The sequence below is a fragment of the Micromonospora sp. NPDC049175 genome, assembly GCF_043197345.1.
Classification (GTDB): Bacteria; Actinomycetota; Actinomycetes; order Mycobacteriales; family Micromonosporaceae; genus Micromonospora.
The window spans coordinates 118,940-137,978 of record NZ_JBICSY010000009.1 but is presented as its reverse complement, the minus strand read 5'-3'; the positions used below and the strand labels follow the sequence as shown (position 1 = coordinate 137,978).

Sequence of the window (19,039 nt, the reverse complement as noted above, 5' to 3'; positions counted from 1 at the left end):
GCGCGTCCACAAAGGGTTGTCGAGAAGCCGACCGTCGGCGCGGCGAAAATCAGCGCGCGATCTTCGATACGGTACGTCAAATGGTCAGCTTCCTCCTCAGTTACCGCGGCGACGACGACGACAACGTCGTCGCGCGCCTGCTGGGCGACGCTCTGACCGCTCGATTCGGTCGCGACAGCGTCGTCCGCGCCGGGCCCAGCGCGCTCCTGTCCGCCGCCGAGCTACGGGACCGCCTGGCAGCCTCGGCGGCACTCATCGTCGTGATCGAACCGAGCTCACGCAGCAGGTCAGCAGACTCCATGGAGCGCCTACCGGGCATCAGCCGCCGGACGCTCGCTGCCGCCTTCACACAGCAGGTTCCGGTCATACCGGTGCTTGTGGACAACGCCGAACTGCCACGTGGGGCGCGCCTACCCGAGGCGCTCAGACCGCTTGGCCAGCAGCACTACCGTCGGGTCCACCGGAGCAGCGCCCCGGCGGACATCGGCTACCTGGTCGACGACCTGGCCGCGCGTTTCGGCGCGGAGACCGCAACAGCCGGGCCCGCGATCCCGCTGATCCTCAGCGTGGAGCCGGTGCGATGGCTCATGCCGCCCCCCAGCAACGGGCCGTCGGCGGCGATCGTCTACGCGACCCGTCAGGATGACCTGGAGGTCGTCGACGGTGGCCGGCTGATGGCGTGGTGGCACCCAGGGTTCCTGGCCCGGTACGCGACGCGCTACGAGGTCGACACCGGTGACCACTCGATCGTCGTCGACCTCCGGCTGCCCGCCAGGGGCGGTGCATACCACTTCGAGGCGTCGATCACTGTCCGCTTCCGGGTGACCGACCCGGCGCGGATCGTCCGACGCGCGATCAAGGACGCCACGGTCCTGGTCCGCGAATTCCTGCGGGAAACCTGCCGACCGATCACGTCGCGGTACGCCGTCGACGAGGTGATCCAGGCCGAGGCAGCCATCAACCGACGACTCGGTCACGGTCCGTCCGCTCTCGACGGCATCACCCTCTACCCGGCAAGCGTGCGGCTGTTCCTCGACGAACGAGTCGGTCGCTATGTGCGCGAGCGCGAGTTGCGGCGGGAGCAGAACGATCTGCGTAAGCGACTCGAGCAGCAACTGGACATGGACCAAGGCATGTGGGCCGATCCCGAGGATGCCTACGTCGTCCCGACCCCTGGCGAGGCTCGCTCCGCGCTCACGGATGACCCCCGCGTCATTGTGCCCGCCGAGGGGACCTACTTGGGCCCGGACAGGACGATGCCCACGTTCACCGGACCGCCGACCACCGCAGTCCCGGGCGTCACCCCGACGCCGGAGCGGTTGTTGGTGGCGCGCGCGCCCACCCAGGTCCCGGCGGGTCGGGACCTGAGCGTCGAGGTGCGGCTCGTTTCCGAGGGACGATCGGTTCCTGCCGACGCCGTGTCGGCACGCATGCGGAGCTTTCTCGTCGCCGAGGCCGGCACACCGGTCACCGTGACCGTCCACGCGCCCGCCGGCCTGCACGCCGACGGCCCACTCCAGCAGACGGTGCTGGTCACGCCGGACGACGATCCGGATCCGATCCGGTTCGGTTTCGGGGCGCGTACCCCCGGTCTGCATCGCGTCGACGTGACCGCCTGGGCCGGCGGCACGTTCCTCGGCGAGGTGTCGGTGGAGGTCTCGGTCGCGGACGGTGGGCCGTTCCGCGACGGCCAGCCGAAGACGGCGCCGATGGGTGCCCCGCGGGCTCGGCCGGGTGAGGTCACCATGGAGGTCCGGTTCGACGGCAGCCGGTACACGTTCCAGTTGCGCTCCGACGCGGCGCTGTTCGCCCCGGTCGTCGAGTCGGTCACGAACACGCCGAACGCGGCGGTGGAGAACGCGATCCGGGAGATGCAGCAGTTGGCCGGCGGTGGTTCCCGCTACACGGCGACGATGATCCGCGAGGTCATCCGGTCGGCGGGCATCCACCTGTGGTCCGAGCTGGTGCCGGCCGACGTGCGGGACCAGTTCTGGCAGGTCGGCGCCGACATGAGCGCCTTCACGATCGCCACCGACCACGACGTGGTCCCGTGGGAGTTGCTCCACCCGCTCAGCGCCGAACGCGATGCCGGTTTCCTCGTCGAGCAGGTCCCCGTGGTCCGCCGCACCTACGGTCAACACCGGAACGCGACGGTCGGCCTGCGCAACCCGCGCTTCGTGGTGCCGCCGAAGGCCCCCACCGGCGCACACGACGAGATCGCCGCCATCCGCGCGATCCTCGGCGCGGCCCACAGCGAGCCCATCACCAGGGCCGACGAACTCCTCGCACTGATCAATTCGGGGACGCTGGGAGCGACCCACTTCGCCTGCCACAACACGTTCTCGGCGGACGGCTCGTTCATCGACATGGACGGCGGCCGGTTCAAGCCGAACCTGCTCGCCGAGGCCAGCATCCGCAAACTGCTGGCGGAGACGGGTCCCCTGGTGTTCATCAACGCGTGCCGGAGCGCCGGCGTGGCCCCGACGTACACCAAGATGCTCGGCTGGGCGCAGCAGTTCATGTCGTCCGGGGCGGGCGCCTTCGTCGGCACGCTCTGGGCGGTGCGCTCGGACAGCTCGGCGCGCTTCGCGACCGCGTTCTACAGTTCCCTCGCCGACGGCGCCACGCTCGGCGCGGCGGCCCTCGCGGCACGGGTCGAGCAGCAGGACGATCCGCTCGACCCGACCTGGCTGGCCTACACCGTGTACGGCGACCCGTTCGCCACCGCCGCCGTCTGACCGGTCGGCCACCCAACTCCCCCGGAAGAAGAGGTACGGCATGGACGTGACCGACTACAGCGTGCCCGTCGAGGAACTGGTGTCGGCGGTGAAGGACGCGGTGGAGCAGGCCGGCATCTCCACGACCGACGAGGGCCGGGACCTGCGGGTCGCCTCCGTTCAGCTGATCCTGAGCGCGGTCGCCACCACGAAGGCCGGCGGTGGCCTGGACTTCCGGGTGCCGGTGATCGGCTGGAAGGTGAAGGTGGGCGGCAGCCGCTCCCACCAGAAGACCCACACGATCGACATCACGCTCGTCGCCGAGGATCTCCAGGATCGGCACGAGCTGCGGCACAGCGCGGTCGCGGCGACCCTGGTGGACGCGATCACCACGATCCGCGCCGTGGTCGCCGCCGGCAGCGGCGGTGACGACCCGCTGGTGCTGAGGGCCGGCACCGTGGAACTCGTCTTCGGCGTCACCGATCAGGGCACGATCTCGGTCGGCGCGGAGGGCGAACTGACCGACGAGATCACGAACACGCTCAAGATCGAGCTGGTCGCGGCCACCGCCGGCTAGCTCGCCGGGACCAGGACGGCCTCGCGGAGCAGGCGGCGGGTCAGGGTGACCCGGTCGGCGTCGTCGGGCAGGCCGGGCAGGTCACCAACCCGGGCGACCGCGCCGCTGAGCAGGACACGAGCCGCCGCCTCGCACTCGGCGGGCAGGGTGATGGTGCGGTCGAACAGCCGCAACGCCACCGTGTCCGACCCCTGCGACACGAGCTGCCAGCGCAGGCCGGGCCGCAGGGTGACCCGGGCGTCGGCGTCCAGCGCGGCCACCGCGTCGGCCTGGGCGAGCGGCCGGATGGGTGCCGGACGGGCAGCCGGCCAGGCCCGCTGGCGCAGCCGCGCGGCGACCGCGCCCGGGTCGGCGCGCAGCAGCCAGTCGCGCAGCGCCTCCACAGTCTCGGTCAGCTCCGGCTCGATGGCGTCCGGGTCGGCGACGTCGGTGCCGAACGGCAGGCTCGCCCGCAGCCGCTGGTCCTCGGCGGCAAGCGCGAGCAGCTCCTCGACCAGGGCGTACCGGGTCAGCGCCCGGATGCCCACGGTCAGGTGCAGCGAGCTGGCGTCCTGTGCCTGCGCGCTGTGCAGCCAACCCCGGGGCAGGTAGAGGGCGTCGCCGGGGGCGAGTACCACGTCCAGCGCGGCGGGGCCCTGCGCGGTCGCCCCGACCTCGTCGGCCCGGCCACCCCACGGCTGCTTCTCCAACGGGTCGGGCAGCACCGGCGGGTGGATCCGCCAGTGTTTGCGGCCGTCGACCTGGAGGACGAACACGTCGTGCGTGTCGTAGTGGGTGGCGAAGCCCTGACTGCCGGCCGGGGTGAGGTAGGCGTTGATCTGGAGCGGCTGGTTGAGCGCGAGGCCCAGATCGCGGGCGAAGTCGACCAGCGGCGGCCAGATCCGGTGCAGACCCTGCAACACAAGCGTCGCGCCGGCGGCGTACTGCTCCAGGACCCGCTCGTCGAGCACCTGGTCGCCGATCTCGGCGCCGGCGCCGCCGCCGCCGGTCCAGCGGGCCGCGGGCACCAACTGGCCGTCCCGGGCGACCCGCAGGAACGGGGTACGCAGACCGCGCCGGCTCAGCAGCTCGTCGGCGTCGGCAGGGCTGAGCAGGTCGGTGAAGCCGGTCGGGTCGGGCAGCTCGGCGGCGCGGGACAGCAGCGGCGTGTGGCCCCAGTGCGCGGCGGCGAACTTGGCCGGCTCGACCGAGACGCAACGGGCCAGCGCCGCGGCGGCGGATGCGGACGAGACCGCCGGGCGGCCGTGGCCGCCCGGCGGGTCGAGATGCGTCATGGTGAGCCGCTACCGCGCGCTGCCGTCGGCGCCGCCGTCCTGCTGACCCGGCGTCGCACCGCCGTCGGCGGGGCCTTCCGCGCCACCGTCCGCGCCGCCGTCCTGGTGACCGGGGGTCGCGCCACCGTCGGCCGGGCCCTCCGCGCCACCATCGGCGCCGCCGTCCTGGTGACCCGGGGTCGCGCCACCGTCGGCCGGGCCCTCCGCGCCACCGTCCGCGCCACCGTCCTGGTGACCGGGGGTCGCGCCACCGTCGGCCGGGCCCTCCAGGCCGCCGCCGCCCGTGGTCTGCATGTCGTCGTCGTTGAGTGCCATCGGTACTCCCTCGGGTGTGCCGCCCCGCCGTACGCCGGGGTCCGTCGTGCTGCGGGTGGTACCCCACGCGCGATCTTCTCTAACCCTCACCGTAGACGTCGAAGCGCGGCGACACGGGCGGTTCACGAGCGGTGGCGCAGAGTGTCACGATGGGACGGTGATCCTGGTGGGTACGTCCGGCTGGCAGTATCGGGACTGGCGGGGCCGCTTCTATCCGCGGCAGGTGCCGCAGCGGCTCTGGCTGGAGCACTTCGCCGAGGGCTTCGCCACGGTGGAGGTCAACAACGCCTTCTACCGGCTGCCGGAGCGGGACACCTTCGCCGCCTGGCGGGCACGGACCCCGGCGGACTTCTGCGTGGCGGTGAAGATGAGCCGCTACCTCACCCACATCAAGCGACTGCGTGAGCCGGCCGAGCCGGTGGCCCGGTTCCTCGGTCGTGCCACCGCCCTCGGTGACCGGCTCGGCCCGGTGCTGCTGCAACTGCCACCGAACCTGCGGGTGGACGTGGCGGCGCTCGACGCGACGCTGCGGCTGTTTCCGGCGGACGTGCGGGTCGCGGTGGAGCCCCGGCACCCCTCCTGGTGGACCGACGCCACCCGGGCGGTGCTGGAACGGCGTCGGGCGGCGCTGGTCTGGGCCGACCGGCTCGGACGACCGGTCGCCCCGCTCTGGCGTACCACCGACTTCGGCTACCTGCGGCTGCACGAGGGCCGCGCCCGACCCTGGCCCCGGTACGGCCGCGCGGCGCTGCGGTCCTGGGCGCACCGCCTGGCCGACACGTTCGGCGCGGACGAACCGGCGTACGTCTACTTCAACAACGACCCGGGTGGCGCCGCGATCGTGGACGCCGTCGCGTTCGCCGCGTTGGCCCGCCGGACCGGGCATCCGGTGTCCCGGGTGCCGAGCGCCGCCGAGGCGGATCCCACCGACGGCTGAGAGCCCGCCCGACGGGTCGTCGGACGGGCTCTGCGGCACATCAGGTCGTCAGGGCATCATCGTGGCCAGGTCGGCCGGCATGGTGTCCTTCACGTCCTGCCACTCGCCCTGGGTGACGTGTCGGCGCAGGGTGTCGAGCACCACCTGCGTCACCCGTTCCGGGCCGCCCTCCGCGTCGTACGGGAAGCCCTGGCGGACCTCGTAGAGGAAGTCGTCCCGGTTGAGCTTGATCGGCACGTCCGACGGGACCCACCCGTCGAAGTAGATGCCCCGCACCAGCACCGGCAACTGCTGGGCGAACTCGACGCTCTCGTCCACCGGCAGCCGGTCGCGCAACAGGTGCAACACCGTACGCAGCGCCGCGTACGACTGGTTGCGCCGATCCTTGGGCCAGCCGTAGGCGTTCTCGATGTCCTTCAGGATCAGGTTGGTCTTGTCCAGCGAGGATTCGAACGCTGAGATCATCGCGTCAGCCATCGGTGGCCCCCCGTTCCGTGGTGTCCCACCGTCGGTCGTCGGCGCGACGTGGCGGCCCCACCGGGCCGCGTCGGGCCCGCACCGGGCTGCCCTGCGGGGCGCTCCGGGCGTTGTCGGGCGTGCCGACCACGTGCAGGACGGCTCCCCGCCGTCGATCCGTCACCACTCGAACCGTCATCCCCCGTCACCTCCGTGTCGTCTCTGGCGTCGGCCACCCTCGGGGCGCCCGCCCACCGTCTCCACACTGCCGGCGGGGCGGGTGAGCCGGCACCACCCCGATCGGGTGAACCACGACGCCGCGGGCCGGTCAGTCGGTGCCGAGCAGCCCGGCCAGTGTCGTCGCGTTTGTCTGCGCGTAATCGCGGTAGCAGTTGTTCATGAGCACGTGGGTCTGGCCGGCCTGGTCGGCCAGCTCACGCAGCTTCGGCGCCCAGTCGGCCAGCTCCCGCTTGGAGTAGTGGTAGCCGAACTTCTCGTGGATGTCCTTGCTCGTCCACTTGTCGCTGTGGCCGTGGAAACGCACGACCGCGAGGTCCGCGGTGGCGGCCAGCACCGGGGGCAGCGACGAGCGGTGGCCCTGCGGCATGTCCACGCAGACGTACGGCAGGTTGTGCTCGCGCAGGAAGGTCAGGGTCTCGTCGGCGTTGTCACCGTCGAACCAGGAGGCGTGCCGGAACTCGTACGCCGGGCGCAGCGGGGAGCAGCGCTTCGCCACCTCCAGCAGGTACTGCTTGTTGGCCCGCTTGATGGTGAACCAGGGCGGGAACTGGAACAGCAGCGCGCCCAACTTGCCCGCCTCGACAAGCGGGTCCAGCGCGGAGAGGAACCGCGTCCAGACCTCCTCGTACGCCTGCGCCGGCAGGTCGTCGGGGTAGACGTTCTTCTTGTCGGTCTCCGGCCGCAGGTCCTTGTAGAGCGCGCTGACCCGGGTGGGATGCCCGGTCAGCAGGCTGAACGCCTTGATGTTGAAGGTGAAGCCCTCCGGGGTGCGTTCGGCCCACAGCTTCGCGGTCGCCTCGGCGGGCGGGGAGTAGTAGGTGGCGTCCACCTCGACGAGCGGGAACGTGCGGGCGTAGTAGGCCAGCCGTTTCTCCGGGGTGTCCGCGGTCTGCGGATACCAACCCGAGTCCAGCAAGGTGCGGTCGGTCCAGGACGCGGTGCCCACCAGGATGTCACCCATGGGTGAAGTCCATCGCGTTGTGGACCGACCGGCAACCGCTGGCGTCGCTCAGGCCGCCCGCCGTTCACGGGTCTGCTTGCAGGACACACATGTGGTGGCGGCCGGGAAGATCTCCAGCCGCTCCACCGGGATCGCCGCCGCGCATCCCTCGCACCATCCGTAGGTGCCCTCCTCGAGCCGGCCAAGGGCGTGCTCGTACTGGGCGCGGCGGTCGAGGATCGTGCGCAACAGCGACTGCGCGGTGTCCCGCTCGGCCGTCTTGGTGCCACTGTCGGCCTGGTCGTCGCCGGCGGTGTCACCGACCTCCACCAGCCGCAGCACGTGGCTCTGGAGCACGGCCTGGTCGTACTCGGCGGTCAGCTCGTCGTAGCGCGACTGCAGGGAGAGCCGGATCTGGTCGATCTCCGCCTGCGGACGGGTCGTGCCGACCGTGTCGTGAACGAGCATCGCTGCCTGCCTTTCCTGGCCCTGTGGCTCACGGTGAACCGGATGCCGGCGGCGTCGCGCCCCGGTCACGGTCGCACTCGGTACGCGGGCGGTCACCCGCGCTCTGTGAGCCGGGCGAGTACCCGCCGGACGAGCCGCGCAAACCGAGGATTTCTCGGCGGTTTTCAGGCGTCGCCGTCGGCCTCCACGAGTGCCGGGTGGCGGGGGTCGTCGGCCCGTACCACCACGTCGGCGAAGCTCGCCGGAACGACCTCCTCGGCGTACCTGTCGAAGGCCGGCAGCGCCCACGCCAGTGCGGCGTCGGTACGCCGGCGCAGCGCCGCCGAGGACAGCTGCAGGTGGACGGTGACGTCGAAGGGCAGGCCGCCGCCGAGCAGCAGCGGGCCGCTGACCAGGACGACACCCCCGGGCGGCAGGTGGACGTAGCGGGCGCGGCTGGCCCGGTCGGCGTCGGCGTCCCAGAGCGACGGGAGCAGCCGGCCGGTGCCGCCCGGACCGGCCGGGTCGAGCACCTCACGGCGGAGCCCGACCTCGTCGACCCAGTTCTCGTAGAAGGAGTCCGGGTTGGTGCGGCCCAACTCGAAGCGCAGCGACGCGGGGCGCAGGAAGTCGGTGGCGCGGACGTGCAGCACCGGACGACCCCGGGCGCGCAGCGGGTCGACGAGCGCGGCGGCCAGGTCGTCGGCACCGGCGGCGGGAGCGCCGTCCACCGCCACCCGCAGGCGCGCGGGCCCGGCGGTGTCGGTCGCGGCGCGTGTCGCGGCGTCGGCCAGCCGGCCGGTCAGCTCGTCGACGAGCAGGTCGGGCGAGATGGGGCGGATGCGCACCGGACCATCCTGCCCCGCGCCGGGCGGGTCGGTGACGCCGGTCAGCCGGTGCGGTCGACGGTGACGCCGGTCAACCGGTGCGGTCGACGGTGACGCCGGTCAACCGGTGCGGTCGACGGTGACCCGGGCGTCGTCGGCCAACCGGTAACCCACGCCGTAGACGGTGGTGACAAGTGGCACGTCCACCCCGACCTTGCCGCGCAGCCGACGCACGTGCACGTCGACGGTACGCACGCCGGCGTGCTCGTAGCCCCAGACGGCGTTGAGCAGTTGCAGCCTGGTGAACACCCGGCGCGGGTGGGCGACCAGGTGCAGCAGGAGGTCGAACTCCAGCCGGGTCAGCGGCAGCGGCTCGTCGTCGCGCAGCACCGAGCGGGACGACGCGAGGATGTGCAGCGCCGGGATGGTCGGGCTGAGCGCCCGGGTCGGCGACCTGTTGGTGGAGGCCTGGTCGGGGCGGCGCTCGGCCGGGACGGCCCCGATGATCACGCCCTCGCCCCGTTCCAGCATTTCGCGGGCGGCTTCGAGCAGCCGGCGTGCCGCCGGGGTCAGCGACTCCTCACAGGCCAGCGGGATGGACAGCGTCACGGTGAGCACGGGCGCGGCGGTGTTCGCCGGGCGACGCTGGCCGCCGGGAGGTCGACCGGGCACCGGAGGTTGGGACGTATGCCATCCGGCGCGCGACGAGGCAGGGCTGACCGACATGGTCCTCCTTGGGCTGATCCGGGTATCTCCCCACGGCCCGGGACGCCGCTTCATCGATGTTTCCCGGCGCTTGGGCGAGGGTCAAGAGGCGGCCGCGTTGCATGACTGTGACAATTGACTTACACATAGGAGCCAGGTGCTCGCTCTGCGTGTGAGGTCAGATGATTACAGCAGAGCCCACGCGATGCCCCGATACGGGGGTCCCCGTCCTGTTCAACGGGGCGTTCACCGGACCGCCGGAGTTGGGCTCAGCGGTTGTGGTCCACGTTGATCCGCGCGTCTTCGGCCAGCCGGTAGCCGACCCCGTAGACCGTGGTGATCAGCTCCGATCCGGGCAGCTTGGCGCGCAGCCGGCGGACGTGCACGTCCACGGTCCGGGCCACCGCGTGCTCGTAACCCCAGACGCTCGACAACAACTGCAGGCGGGTGAAGACCCGGCGCGGGCGCTCGGCCAGGAACAGCAGCAGCTCGTACTCGATGCGGGTCAGCGGGACGACCCGGCCGCCGCGGCGGACCAGCCGCGAGCCGGCCAGGATGTCGACGTGGTCCGCCTCGGCGGGCGGCTCGGCGATGACCGGGCTCGGGGCCGGTCGCGGCCCCGGTGCGACGTTCTCGACGGTACGCAGCTCCCCCTCCCCCGACTCGGCCAGCTCACCGAGCAACTGCACGAGCCGGGCCAGCCGTGGGCTCAGCGGCCCGGGGACGAGGTCGAGGGTGATGGTCAGGGTCGGAGCGGTGCGCGGCCGCGTGGGGCGCAGCCCGGGGTGACGGCGCGTGGGGATGGCGACGACGGACATGGTGCCTCCTGAGTGGCGGTACGCCCGCCACGCCGGGTACGGCGTGGCGGTCAGTGGCGGGCTCGCCCGGTGTTGACCGGGGGCGCGAGAGGGGTGGTGCGGTGCAGCGGGGTCGGCCCGAGGGCCGGCAGGCCGGCGATCCGCCAGGCGGCGAACCCACCCGCCACGTCGGTGGCCCGGTGCAGGCCGATGTCCTGCAGGGCGGCGGCGGCCAGCGACGAGGTGTAGCCCTCCTGGCAGAGGACCACCACCGGCACGTCGTAGTCGACAGCCTCTGGCAGGCGGGCCGGACAGCGCGGGTCGAAGCGCCACTCCAGCACGTTGCGCTCGACCACGAGCGAGCCCGGCACCATGCCGTGCGCGGCCCGCTGCGCGGCCGGCCGGATGTCGACGAGCAGCGCTCCGGCCCGGTACGCCAGGTGCGCCCGCTCCGGGTCCAGCCGGTGGAGGCGGGCACGCGCGGCGCCCAGGATCTCGTCGATGCCCCGAGAGCCCGGCGGCGGCACGGGGGCCGGGCGGTGCTCGGCGGTTAGCTGCATTATGGGTTCCCTCCGGTGACAGGTATGGATCGTGGCTGGCCGGCGGTCACCAGGACCGGCCGGCCTCGGCGACCTCGGCGACCCGCAGCCGTCCGTCGATCAGGTGATAGCGGGTCATCCGCAGCAGCGCCGGCCGGTAGACGTGCACGCTGACCGCCGGCACCGACCCCCGGTTGGTCACCTGGTGCACGTGTCGGGGGCCGAAGCGGCGACCGGTGCCGGCGGGCAGCAGCCGTGGGCGCAGCCGACCGTCGCTGATCGTCTCCTCGGTGAGCGCGCCGTCGACGACCCGGAACGCCCCGGCGGAGCCGCCGTGGTCGTGCAGGTCGGTGCCCTGCCCGGGCAGCCAACTCAGCGCCCACACCTCGTGGTCGTCGCCGACGTCGAGGCGCGCGTACCAGCGCTCGGCGGGGTCGAAGCGCAGCGCGACCGGCCAGCCGGCCGGGTCGGCCCACCGGGCGGCGACGGTGCGCAGGTCGGGCTCCGGGCGGCGGTGCGTCATGGCGGTTCCTCGCGGGTCGTTCGGCGGGGTGCCCTCGTACTCTAGACGGTAAAGCCTATAGGTTTAGTAGGTAATACCGACTGGTGGGACGCCGGTCCACCTCCGACGATCAGCGCAGCACCGGAGGATCCACCCGGTAACCGGGCAGGGAGGGCCACCGCACGGTCAGCACCACCGACGCCCGCTCGGCGAACCAGGAGTGGTCCACCCCGCGAGCCCAGACCACGTAGTCGCCGGGCGCGGCCAGCCGTACCGTCCGGTCCGGCAACTCCACCCGGAAACACCCCTCGACGAGGACGAGCAGAGTGGTTCGCCGCTCGCCGGTGGCCCACCGCGACCGGGCCTGCCCGGGCGGATGCACGCCCCACTTCACCTCGACCTCGGTGCTGTGCCGGATCTCCCCCGGCGGCACGAAGTGCCCCAGCAGCCAACCGGCGTCGGCGGCACCGTCGACACCCGCGTTGCCCACGTACACCGTCTCCGCCATCGGACCCTCCCCAGCGCGCCGGCCGAGCAACCTATCAGGACCACGGCGACCAAGGCCTGTTTCATGAGGGCGGTCGAGCCGAGGCGGAGTCCGGGCGGCGATCCGGCAAGGCGCGGTTTCGTTCGGATACCGGTGTTGTATCCGGGCGAAACCGCAACGCCGCCGGTCGTCGTCCGGGCCCGCCGCAGGCCGGCCAGTTCTGATGAAACATGCCTTAGCCTGGACCGGTGACCGACCACCTCGACGCCGAGACGCTCGCGTTCGCCCACCGGATGTTCGACCTGGCCCGGGCCGGCTCCACCGAGGAGCTGGCCGCGCAACTGGACGCCGGCCTGCCCGTCAACCTCACCAACGACAAGGGCGACACGCTGCTGATCCTGGCCGCGTACCACGCCCACCCGGACACGGTGGCCGCCCTGCTCAGTCGCGGCGCCGACCACACCCGGGCCAACGACCGGGGTCAGACCGCGCTGGCCGCCGCGGTCTTCCGCAGCAGCACCGAGGCGGTCCGCGCGCTCCTCGCCGCCGGCGCCGACCCGGCCCACGGTAACCCGTCGGCCCTGGACACCGCGGCGTTCTTCGACCTGCCGGAGATGACGCGGCTGCTGCGCGCCGGCTGACAGCGACGCCGACCGGCCGGTATACAGGGTCGGTGGAAGATCCTCTGCCCGAGCAGATGCGCACCGCCGGCACCGCGCTGCTGGCCGCGCTCGACCCCGCCGCCCGCGACAGCGCCGTGCACCCGTTCGACGACGAGTCGGCCCGACGCTGGCTGGAATACCGGCCCCGGCCCCGGCCCGGCGTCTGCCTCGCCGCACTCGACGTCGCCGGCCGCAAGGCCGCGCACCGGCTGCTGGCCACCGCGCTCAGCCCCTCGGCGTACGCGCAGGCGATGGCGATCATCTCCCTGGAGGAGGTGCTCGACCGGGCCGAGGACTGGCAGCGCGGGCGGCACAGCGGCGACTACTGGGTGGCTGTCTTCGGCGATCCGGCGCGCGACGACCGCTGGGGGTGGCGGCTGGAAGGACACCACCTGTCGGTCACCATGACGGTGGTGGACGACCAGGTCTCCCCCGCACCGATCTTCTTCGGCGCCAACCCGGCCGCGGTCCGGTACGCCGGCCGCCCGGTCTCCCGGCCGCTGGGCGTCGAGGAGGATCTGGCCCGGGCACTGCTCGACGCCCTGGGGCCGGCCGAGCGGGGCGCCGCGATCATCGCCGACGAGGCCCCGGCGGACATCATCAGCGCCACCCGGGGACGGGTCGACGGGCCGCTGGAACCGCTCGGCGTGCCGGCGGACCGGTTGGGGCCGACCGGCCGCGCGTTGCTCGACCAGGTGGTCGCGGTCTACCTGGACCGGCTGCCACCCGAACTGGCCATCCGCGAGGCGGCCCGACTGGACGCCGGCCACCTGCACTTCGCCTGGGCCGGCCCGACAACCCCCGGCCAGCGGCACTACTACCGCGTACAGGGCGACGACCTGCTGATCGAGTACGACAACACAAGCGCCGACGGCAACCACGCGCACACCGTGCTGCGCCGCCCCGCCAGCGACTTCGGCGCCGACATCCTGGCCACCCACCACCGGACCCAACCCCACTAACACCCCCACCTGGCGTCGATCATGGAGTTGTGGTGGGTGGCTTGCCCCGGTGCGCGGCTTCCGTTCGGCAGCACAACTCCATGATCGACGGCGCTTGGGGGTCAGGGGCGGGTGGCCTCGATGAGGAAGCGCTGGGCGTGAGCCACGAAAGGGCCCTCGCTGACCATGCGGTCGTGCAGGGCGCGCAGTTGGTCGCGGTAGCGGTCGACGGTGAACCCGGGCACCGTCCAGATCACCTTGCGCAGAAACCACACCACCGCCCCGACATCGGCGAAGGTCGCGCGCAGGGTGGCCCGACGCAGATCCACCACCCGCAGGCCGGCGGCCTCGGCAGCGGCAACCGCGTGCTCGGGGTGCCGTAAGGCCGGCGGCGGCAGCGGGCCGAGGATCGCCTCACTCAACTCCCGCATGGTGCCCGCCCCGATCTGCTGGGACAGGAACGTGCCGCCGGGTCGCAGCACCCGCGCCGTCTGCGCCCAGTCGGTACGCACCGGGTGCCGGCTGACCACCAGGTCGAAGGAGGCGTCGCGAAACGGCAACGGCCCCTCCTGAGCGACCGCCACCACCGTGGCGCCCACCCGGCGCAGCGTCCGCCGGCCAACCTCCACGTTCGGCGGCCAGCCCTCGGTGGCCGCCAGCAGCCTCGGTGGACGCGGTACCTCGGCGAGCACCTCCCCACCGCCGGTGTCCACGTCCAGGGCCGCGTCGGCGCGCGCCATCCGGTCAGCGACCAGCCGCGCGTACCCCCAGGATGGACGCTCCTCGGTGGCCCGGCCGGCAAGCCACCCGAACCCCCAACCGTCGACCGGCGCGGCCGCACCCTGTGCGATCAACTCCTCGGCATCATCCTTGGCGTTCACGGCGATCAGCCTCGCCCGCCGGCCGCGCGGCCGGCAACCCAATTGCCCACGGCCCGGCCGAGCAGGCCTCGCCGGACCGGGCAAGCGCGGCAGGCCGAGCCGAGCCGGGCAGGTTCAGCGGTCACGACGCAGCCGCAGCGGGCAGCGTCGCCGGAGGCGGCGCGGACGCCGGACGGAGGCCGGGCAGGTTCGGCGATCACGACGCAGCCGCAGCGGGCGACGGCGATGGCGGTGTTGCGGGAGCCGGGCGGACGGGGGCCGGGCCGGCGCGGGCTACGTCTCTCGATCGCGGCGGGCCGGCGGTCGCGCGGCGTTGGCGGGCGTCACCGGTGTCGACTGGCAGGGGCGGGTCTCAGCCGAGCCCGAGGTTGTGCTCTTCGAGGGCGGCCTGGAGGATGCCGAGCGCCTTCGGCCCCATGCCGTGCAGCTTGGCCAGGTCCGACCGGGGGACGCCGGCGAGCTGGCGCAGGGTGGTGTAGCCGGCACCCTGCAGGGCGCGCGTCGCGGGCGCGCCGATCTTCGGAAGTGTGTCCAGCGGCGAGGTCATTCGCGGATAGTAATGACCAGCTCCGACACGACCGGCGCGCCGCGGCGGGCCGGATCCGGCCAGGGGGCGGCGGGCCCCGATCCCGGTCAGGGAGGTGGACCCGATCCGGTCAGGAGCTTGGGCCCGGTCCGGTCAGGGGCGTGGGCCCGATCCGGTCAGGGGCGTGGGCGGGTCATCTCCACCGTGGAGCCGGCGAGCGTGTCCAGGCCGCCGGCCTCGGCGCGGCCGGTGTCGAACTGGCGCATCAGCTGGGCGCCCAGGTGCACGCCGACCCCGCCGACAGCCAACGCGACCAGCTCGGTGATCAGGATCGCGGCTGACGCGCCGCGCTGCGGGGAGTGCGACCGGACCAGGCAGGCGAGGAGGAACATGGCGGCCATCGCGGTGTTGACCAGATTGAAGGTGACCGCGATGCGGCGGGTGCGGTCACCCGGCACGTCCCACAGGTCGACCATGCCGGCCACCGCGGTCAGCGCCGCGGCGACGAGAGCGGCGACGGCCGTCCAGTAGCCGACCTCACCCAGGAACGCCGGCCCGCCGAGGACGTCGGTGAGGTCGAAGACGGCGGCGCTCACGAAGAGCCCGAGCGGGAACGTCACAAGCATCGGTTGGATCGGGTGGCCCCGCACCCGTAGACGACTCTGCATCGGTCCTCCCCCGGGTCGGCGCACCGCACCTGACCCAGAGTGCTACCCGAGAGCACTCACCGTGAAACGACGCCGCCCGACTCGCCGCTGGCAGGGAGAACGGGCATCCCTGGCCCACCCCGCCGGGGCCGGAACGGATGATCGACTCGGGTTCCGGGAAACCGGCCCATCGGCGAGCACCGGACACCCCGACGTCAGGGAACCCGAGTCGATCAGCGCCCGCAAGCAGACGATGGCCCGGCGGGCGGCCGGCGCACGCGGGCGGCCGGCGCACGCGGGCGGCCGGCGCACGCGGGCGGCCGGCGCACGCGGGCGGCCGGCGCACGCGGGCGGCCAGCGCACGCGGGCGGCCAGCGGACGGCCGCAGCACGCGGGCGGTGGGCGGTCAGGTGTCGCGCTGGCGGGAGACCGTTCGGATCAGTCGCTCGGCCACCTCGCGCAGCGGGATGTCCAAGGACGACGCGGCGGTACGCAGCACCTCCAGGGCCTCGACCGATGGGCACCCGCGCTGCGTCATGATCACGCCGATGGCCTGGCCCACCACCCCGTCCTGGAGCAGCGCGGCGTCGCGTTCCCCGGCGAGAGCGGTTTGTCGGCCGCGGTCGCGGACGGCGGCCAGCAGCAGGCCGGCGTGTTCGGCGAGCAGCATCGCGGTCAACTGGTGCTGTGGAGTGAGCACGTGGGGCGAACCCGCGTAGAGGTTGATCGCCCCGATCACCTGGTCGTCGATGTCGACCGGGGCCGAGATCACCCCGTGTACACCGAGGTCGCGGGCGCGCGGCGTCCAGACCGGCCAGCGCTGCTCAGCGGCCAGGTCGACGGCGAGGATCATCTCCCGGCGGTGGATCGCGCTCATCGCCGGCGAGTCCGGCCCGTGCCGCAGGTCGTCCAGGCCGGCCAGCCGCTCGTCGGAGGCGGCCACGCCGGCCGGTTCGCCGGCACGCAGGGCGGTGAACCCGCACCAGCGCACACCGGCCACCGCGTCCCGGGTGACCCGGACCAACGCCAGCAACGCCTCGTCGAAGTCGGTAAGCGCGATCAGGCCGGCGGTCAGTTCCCGCAACAGTGCGGCGGTTTCCAGGACGCCGAGACTCTGCACCACCGGTTCCCGCGTGTCGAGGTTCACCGGTTCGCAGCCTCCGTGCACCCTCGCGCCTGCCCAGCGGGCATCGTCACCTGTGTCATCGTCTGCTCTCTTCCGCCTCAACCGATCAGTGCTACTACCCGGCGAAACCAGGGTCGAAACGACGCAAATCGGAGCCCCTGCCACCCGGATGCGCGGTGACAGGGGCCCGACTGCGGACGTCAGCGCGAGGCGCCGCTGAGTCGCCTACCGATCGAGGCGATCAACCTGTCGAGTTCCGAACCGAACGGGTTGTCGTGCACCAGGTAGGTCCAGGTGGCGGTGGGCCGGACCAGGGTGCCGTCGTCGGGCTGCCAGTCCTCGTCGAATTCGGTCTCGTTGAAGGTGGCGATGGTGCGGGCCTCGATCTCCGGAACGAGGTCGTTGAACGCCGGCACGGCGGCCCGGTGGAACTCGTCGAGCGGGTCGAGGCGGCCCAGCGCGCGCAGGTGCACGCCCTCGCGGACCTCCGACAGCTCGGCCAGGTGCTCGGCCCAGAGCCGGTCCAGGTGGTAGAGCGCGATCGACCGGGCCGCCTTGGCGAGCAGGTCCTCGTCCATCTCGCCGGCCTTCTCGGGCTCCTTCTCCAGCAGCATCACCGCGGCCACGTCGCTGGTCAGCAGCCGCTCCCGCCGTGCGGCGAGGGCCTTGCGCTGCTGCTCGATCACCACGCTGTAGCGCCAGGTGTTGCGGTGGATCTCGTGGTTGACGCCCTCGGCGACCCGCTGGGCGTGCTCCACCGCGTAGTCCACCTGCTCGTCGGTGACCAGGCCGTCGGCGTTCATCCGCGGCGACGGCGGAACCGCGTCGGCGGCGTGCCGGACGACCAGGTCGTCCTCCAGGCTGACGAGGAAGACCGAGCCGCCCGGGTCGCCCTGCCGGCCGGCCCGACCGCGCAACTGGTCGTCCACCCGGCGGCTGTCGTGTCGGCCGCTGCCGATCACGTAGAGCCCACCCAGCTCGGTGACCCGCTCCTGGTCGCTCTGGTCGCTGCCGCCGAGCCGGATGTCGACGCCGCGGCCGGCCATCTGGGTGGAGACGGTCACCGCACCGTACGCGCCGGCCTCGGCGATGATCGCCGCTTCCTCGTCGTCGTTCTTGGCGTTCAGCACCACGCAGGGCACCCCGGCCGCGTTGAGCCCGGCGGCCAGGCTCTCGGACTCCTTGACGTCGAGCGTGCCGATCAGCATCGGACGCCCCTTGGCGTGCCAGCGCTGGATCTCGTCGATCAGCGCCTCGTCCCGCTCCGCCCGGGTGGCGTAGATGCGGTCCGGCTCGTCCTCGCGGATGCACGGGGTGTTCGGCGGGATCACCGCGACCTCGAGGTCGAAGAACTCCCGCAACTGGTCGCCGACCAGCACGGCCGTGGCGGTCATCCCGCAGACCTTCGGGTAGAGCGCGATGTACGCCTGCACGGCGATCGTGCCGAGCACCTCGCCCTCGGCGGTGGCGTCCAGGCCCTCCTTGGCCTCGACCGCGGCCTGGAGCCCGTCCGGCCAGCGGCGGCGCTGGGCCACCCGGCCGCGCATCTCGTCGACCAGCTCGACCGAACCGTCCCGGACGATGTAATCCACGTCACGGTTGAGCAGGGCGTGCGCGTGCAGCGCCACGTGGACCGCGGAGAGCTGGGTGACGTGCTCCTCGTCGTACAGGTCGATGCCGAGCTTGGCCTCGACGGCGGCCAGGCCGGCGGAGGTGAACGCCACGCTGCGCCCGTCCTCGGCGACCGTGTAGTGCTTGCCCTTCCGCAGCCCGCGGACCAGCGCGGCGGCGGCGTGCACCGGGTCCTGCTCGCCCGGCACCGCGCCGGCGAGGACCATCGGCACCCGGGCCTCGTCGATCATGATCGAGTCGGCCTCGTCGACGATGGCGGTGCTCAGCGCCGGCTGCACCCGGTCGTCGACGTCGGTGACGAGCTGGTCGCGCAGATAGTCGAAGCCGGCCTCGCTGACCGAGACGTAGGTGACGTCGCAGGCGTACGCGTCGCGCCGCTCCTGCGGGGTGGAGGCCTCGTTGACCCAGCCCACGGTGAGGCCGAGCAGGGTGTAGACCGGCTCCATCCACTGGGCGTCGCGGCGGGCCAGGTAGTCGTTGATGGTGAGCACGTGGACCGGCCCGTTGCCGAGCCGGACGTGCCCGTACGCGGCGATCGTGGCGGTCAGCGTCTTGCCCTCACCGGTGGCCATCTCGGCGACCTTGCCGGACAGCAGCGCCATCGCGCCGAGCAGCTGCACGTCGTACGGCCGCTGGTCGAGGCCCCGGCGGGCGGCCTCACGGCCGACGGCGCAGATCTCCTCGTAGCCGACGGCGGCGCCCGCGGCCTCGGTCAACTCGGCGTCGTCGAGCGCGGCCAGGTCATCCTCGCGCGCCTCGATCGCCGGCAGCAGCTTCTCCAGCGGAGCAAGATCCACGGTCGAGCCGGGGCGCTGGAGGAACCGCCGGAACTTGCTCTTGAACCGTTGCGACACACCCATGAGC

General features: G+C 72.8%; 22 protein-coding genes. 5 read left to right on the top strand and 17 right to left on the bottom strand.

Annotation, left to right across the window (positions count from 1 at the left end; genetic code table 11):
* Positions 1-80 precede the first annotated feature (80 nt).
* The gene (locus ACGFH8_RS29365) at positions 81-2,738 is read left to right on the top strand and encodes a CHAT domain-containing protein (RefSeq protein ID WP_393373394.1); all 2,658 of its coding nucleotides are present in this window, start codon (positions 81-83) and stop codon (positions 2,736-2,738) included.
* A gap of 40 nt (positions 2,739-2,778) precedes the next feature.
* Positions 2,779-3,294 carry a trypco2 family protein gene (locus tag ACGFH8_RS29360; RefSeq protein ID WP_393373392.1) on the top strand — a complete coding sequence of 172 codons (516 nt, stop codon included), beginning with the start codon at positions 2,779-2,781 and terminating at the stop codon, positions 3,292-3,294.
* Here the strand turns inward: ACGFH8_RS29360 and ACGFH8_RS29355 are convergent.
* Together ACGFH8_RS29355 and ACGFH8_RS29350 are read right to left on the bottom strand one after the other, a co-directional pair.
* Positions 3,291-4,568 (bottom strand): cupin domain-containing protein, encoded by a 1,278-nt coding sequence (locus tag ACGFH8_RS29355; RefSeq protein WP_393373389.1) that lies wholly within the window; start codon positions 4,566-4,568, stop codon positions 3,291-3,293. The genes ACGFH8_RS29360 and ACGFH8_RS29355 overlap by 4 nt on opposite strands.
* Before the next feature lie 9 nt (positions 4,569-4,577).
* Positions 4,578-4,883 carry a hypothetical protein gene (locus ACGFH8_RS29350; protein WP_007459745.1) on the bottom strand — a complete coding sequence of 102 codons (306 nt, stop codon included), beginning with the start codon at positions 4,881-4,883 and terminating at the stop codon, positions 4,578-4,580.
* Between the two features lie 157 nt (positions 4,884-5,040).
* Here ACGFH8_RS29350 and ACGFH8_RS29345 point away from each other — a divergent pair, with 157 nt between their 5' ends.
* Positions 5,041-5,820, top strand: a complete 780-nt coding sequence (locus tag ACGFH8_RS29345; protein WP_393373386.1) for a DUF72 domain-containing protein — start codon at positions 5,041-5,043, stop codon at positions 5,818-5,820.
* A gap of 48 nt (positions 5,821-5,868) precedes the next feature.
* Here ACGFH8_RS29345 and ACGFH8_RS29340 read toward each other — a convergent pair whose 3' ends face one another.
* The 10 genes from ACGFH8_RS29340 to ACGFH8_RS29295 form a co-directional block, all read right to left on the bottom strand.
* On the bottom strand, positions 5,869-6,297 hold the full coding sequence (locus ACGFH8_RS29340) for a DUF2267 domain-containing protein (protein ID WP_355029128.1): 429 nt from the start codon (positions 6,295-6,297) through the stop codon (positions 5,869-5,871).
* The gene (locus tag ACGFH8_RS29335) at positions 6,290-6,475 is read right to left on the bottom strand and encodes a hypothetical protein (protein ID WP_393373383.1); all 186 of its coding nucleotides are present in this window, start codon (positions 6,473-6,475) and stop codon (positions 6,290-6,292) included. Before ACGFH8_RS29335 ends, ACGFH8_RS29340 begins: the two co-directional genes overlap by 8 nt.
* Before the next feature lie 129 nt (positions 6,476-6,604).
* Positions 6,605-7,477, bottom strand: coding sequence for a DUF72 domain-containing protein (locus ACGFH8_RS29330; RefSeq protein ID WP_393373380.1), 873 nt, complete (start codon positions 7,475-7,477; stop codon positions 6,605-6,607).
* 48 nt (positions 7,478-7,525) lie between these two features.
* Entirely contained in the window at positions 7,526-7,924 is a 399-nt protein-coding gene (locus ACGFH8_RS29325; protein ID WP_393373377.1) for a TraR/DksA family transcriptional regulator, read from the bottom strand.
* Between the two features lie 164 nt (positions 7,925-8,088).
* Positions 8,089-8,751: a uridine kinase gene (locus ACGFH8_RS29320; protein WP_393373374.1), complete on the bottom strand. Its 663-nt coding sequence runs from the start codon at positions 8,749-8,751 to the stop codon at positions 8,089-8,091.
* 99 nt (positions 8,752-8,850) lie between these two features.
* Positions 8,851-9,456, bottom strand: coding sequence for a winged helix-turn-helix domain-containing protein (locus ACGFH8_RS29315; RefSeq protein ID WP_393373372.1), 606 nt, complete (start codon positions 9,454-9,456; stop codon positions 8,851-8,853).
* Positions 9,457-9,704: 248 nt separating this feature from the next.
* Positions 9,705-10,253: a winged helix-turn-helix domain-containing protein gene (locus ACGFH8_RS29310; protein ID WP_393373369.1), complete on the bottom strand. Its 549-nt coding sequence runs from the start codon at positions 10,251-10,253 to the stop codon at positions 9,705-9,707.
* A gap of 50 nt (positions 10,254-10,303) precedes the next feature.
* On the bottom strand, positions 10,304-10,792 hold the full coding sequence (locus ACGFH8_RS29305; RefSeq protein WP_393373367.1) for a rhodanese-like domain-containing protein: 489 nt from the start codon (positions 10,790-10,792) through the stop codon (positions 10,304-10,306).
* Between the two features lie 46 nt (positions 10,793-10,838).
* Positions 10,839-11,294, bottom strand: a complete 456-nt coding sequence (locus ACGFH8_RS29300; RefSeq protein WP_393373364.1) for a cysteine dioxygenase — start codon at positions 11,292-11,294, stop codon at positions 10,839-10,841.
* Between the two features lie 109 nt (positions 11,295-11,403).
* Positions 11,404-11,781, bottom strand: a complete 378-nt coding sequence (locus tag ACGFH8_RS29295) for a signal peptidase I (RefSeq protein WP_393373361.1) — start codon at positions 11,779-11,781, stop codon at positions 11,404-11,406.
* Positions 11,782-12,008: 227 nt separating this feature from the next.
* Here ACGFH8_RS29295 and ACGFH8_RS29290 point away from each other — a divergent pair, with 227 nt between their 5' ends.
* Positions 12,009-12,401, top strand: coding sequence for an ankyrin repeat domain-containing protein (locus ACGFH8_RS29290; RefSeq protein ID WP_393373358.1), 393 nt, complete (start codon positions 12,009-12,011; stop codon positions 12,399-12,401).
* 32 nt (positions 12,402-12,433) lie between these two features.
* Complete coding sequence (locus ACGFH8_RS29285) at positions 12,434-13,384, top strand: DUF3500 domain-containing protein (protein ID WP_393373355.1); 951 nt, start codon at positions 12,434-12,436, stop codon at positions 13,382-13,384.
* A 101-nt stretch (positions 13,385-13,485) separates the two neighbouring features.
* Here the strand turns inward: ACGFH8_RS29285 and ACGFH8_RS29280 are convergent, their stop codons facing one another.
* From ACGFH8_RS29280 to secA2, 5 genes are all read right to left on the bottom strand, one after another.
* Positions 13,486-14,244 carry a class I SAM-dependent methyltransferase gene (locus tag ACGFH8_RS29280; protein ID WP_393373352.1) on the bottom strand — a complete coding sequence of 253 codons (759 nt, stop codon included), beginning with the start codon at positions 14,242-14,244 and terminating at the stop codon, positions 13,486-13,488.
* A gap of 352 nt (positions 14,245-14,596) precedes the next feature.
* On the bottom strand, positions 14,597-14,791 hold the full coding sequence (locus ACGFH8_RS29275) for a DNA-binding protein (RefSeq protein ID WP_393373349.1): 195 nt from the start codon (positions 14,789-14,791) through the stop codon (positions 14,597-14,599).
* Positions 14,792-14,946: 155 nt separating this feature from the next.
* On the bottom strand, positions 14,947-15,438 hold the full coding sequence (locus ACGFH8_RS29270) for a DUF2231 domain-containing protein (protein WP_393373346.1): 492 nt from the start codon (positions 15,436-15,438) through the stop codon (positions 14,947-14,949).
* Between the two features lie 385 nt (positions 15,439-15,823).
* Positions 15,824-16,564 carry a GAF and ANTAR domain-containing protein gene (locus ACGFH8_RS29265; RefSeq protein WP_393373343.1) on the bottom strand — a complete coding sequence of 247 codons (741 nt, stop codon included), beginning with the start codon at positions 16,562-16,564 and terminating at the stop codon, positions 15,824-15,826.
* A gap of 179 nt (positions 16,565-16,743) precedes the next feature.
* Entirely contained in the window at positions 16,744-19,035 is a 2,292-nt protein-coding gene (gene secA2 / locus ACGFH8_RS29260; protein WP_393373341.1) for an accessory Sec system translocase SecA2, read from the bottom strand.
* Between the last annotated feature and the right edge of the window lie 4 nt (positions 19,036-19,039).

Bases quoted from the DNA above. Each gene is read 5' to 3' on its own strand.
- ACGFH8_RS29340 (WP_355029128.1), bottom strand. From the start codon at position 6,297: ATGGCTGACGCGATGATCTCAGCGTTCGAATCCTCGCTGGACAAGACC.
- ACGFH8_RS29275 (WP_393373349.1), bottom strand. From the start codon at position 14,791: ATGACCTCGCCGCTGGACACACTTCCGAAGATCGGCGCGCCCGCGACG.
- secA2 (WP_393373341.1), bottom strand. From the start codon at position 19,035: ATGGGTGTGTCGCAACGGTTCAAGAGCAAGTTCCGGCGGTTCCTCCAG.
- ACGFH8_RS29330 (WP_393373380.1), bottom strand. From the start codon at position 7,477: ATGGGTGACATCCTGGTGGGCACCGCGTCCTGGACCGACCGCACCTTG.
- ACGFH8_RS29270 (WP_393373346.1), bottom strand. From the start codon at position 15,438: ATGCAGAGTCGTCTACGGGTGCGGGGCCACCCGATCCAACCGATGCTT.
- ACGFH8_RS29310 (WP_393373369.1), bottom strand. From the start codon at position 10,253: ATGTCCGTCGTCGCCATCCCCACGCGCCGTCACCCCGGGCTGCGCCCC.
- ACGFH8_RS29315 (WP_393373372.1), bottom strand. From the start codon at position 9,456: ATGTCGGTCAGCCCTGCCTCGTCGCGCGCCGGATGGCATACGTCCCAA.
- ACGFH8_RS29295 (WP_393373361.1), bottom strand. From the start codon at position 11,781: ATGGCGGAGACGGTGTACGTGGGCAACGCGGGTGTCGACGGTGCCGCC.
- ACGFH8_RS29350 (WP_007459745.1), bottom strand. From the start codon at position 4,883: ATGGCACTCAACGACGACGACATGCAGACCACGGGCGGCGGCGGCCTG.
- ACGFH8_RS29305 (WP_393373367.1), bottom strand. From the start codon at position 10,792: ATGCAGCTAACCGCCGAGCACCGCCCGGCCCCCGTGCCGCCGCCGGGC.
- ACGFH8_RS29335 (WP_393373383.1), bottom strand. From the start codon at position 6,475: ATGACGGTTCGAGTGGTGACGGATCGACGGCGGGGAGCCGTCCTGCAC.
- ACGFH8_RS29300 (WP_393373364.1), bottom strand. From the start codon at position 11,294: ATGACGCACCGCCGCCCGGAGCCCGACCTGCGCACCGTCGCCGCCCGG.
- ACGFH8_RS29365 (WP_393373394.1), top strand. From the start codon at position 81: ATGGTCAGCTTCCTCCTCAGTTACCGCGGCGACGACGACGACAACGTC.
- ACGFH8_RS29360 (WP_393373392.1), top strand. From the start codon at position 2,779: ATGGACGTGACCGACTACAGCGTGCCCGTCGAGGAACTGGTGTCGGCG.
- ACGFH8_RS29325 (WP_393373377.1), bottom strand. From the start codon at position 7,924: ATGCTCGTTCACGACACGGTCGGCACGACCCGTCCGCAGGCGGAGATC.
- ACGFH8_RS29355 (WP_393373389.1), bottom strand. From the start codon at position 4,568: ATGACGCATCTCGACCCGCCGGGCGGCCACGGCCGCCCGGCGGTCTCG.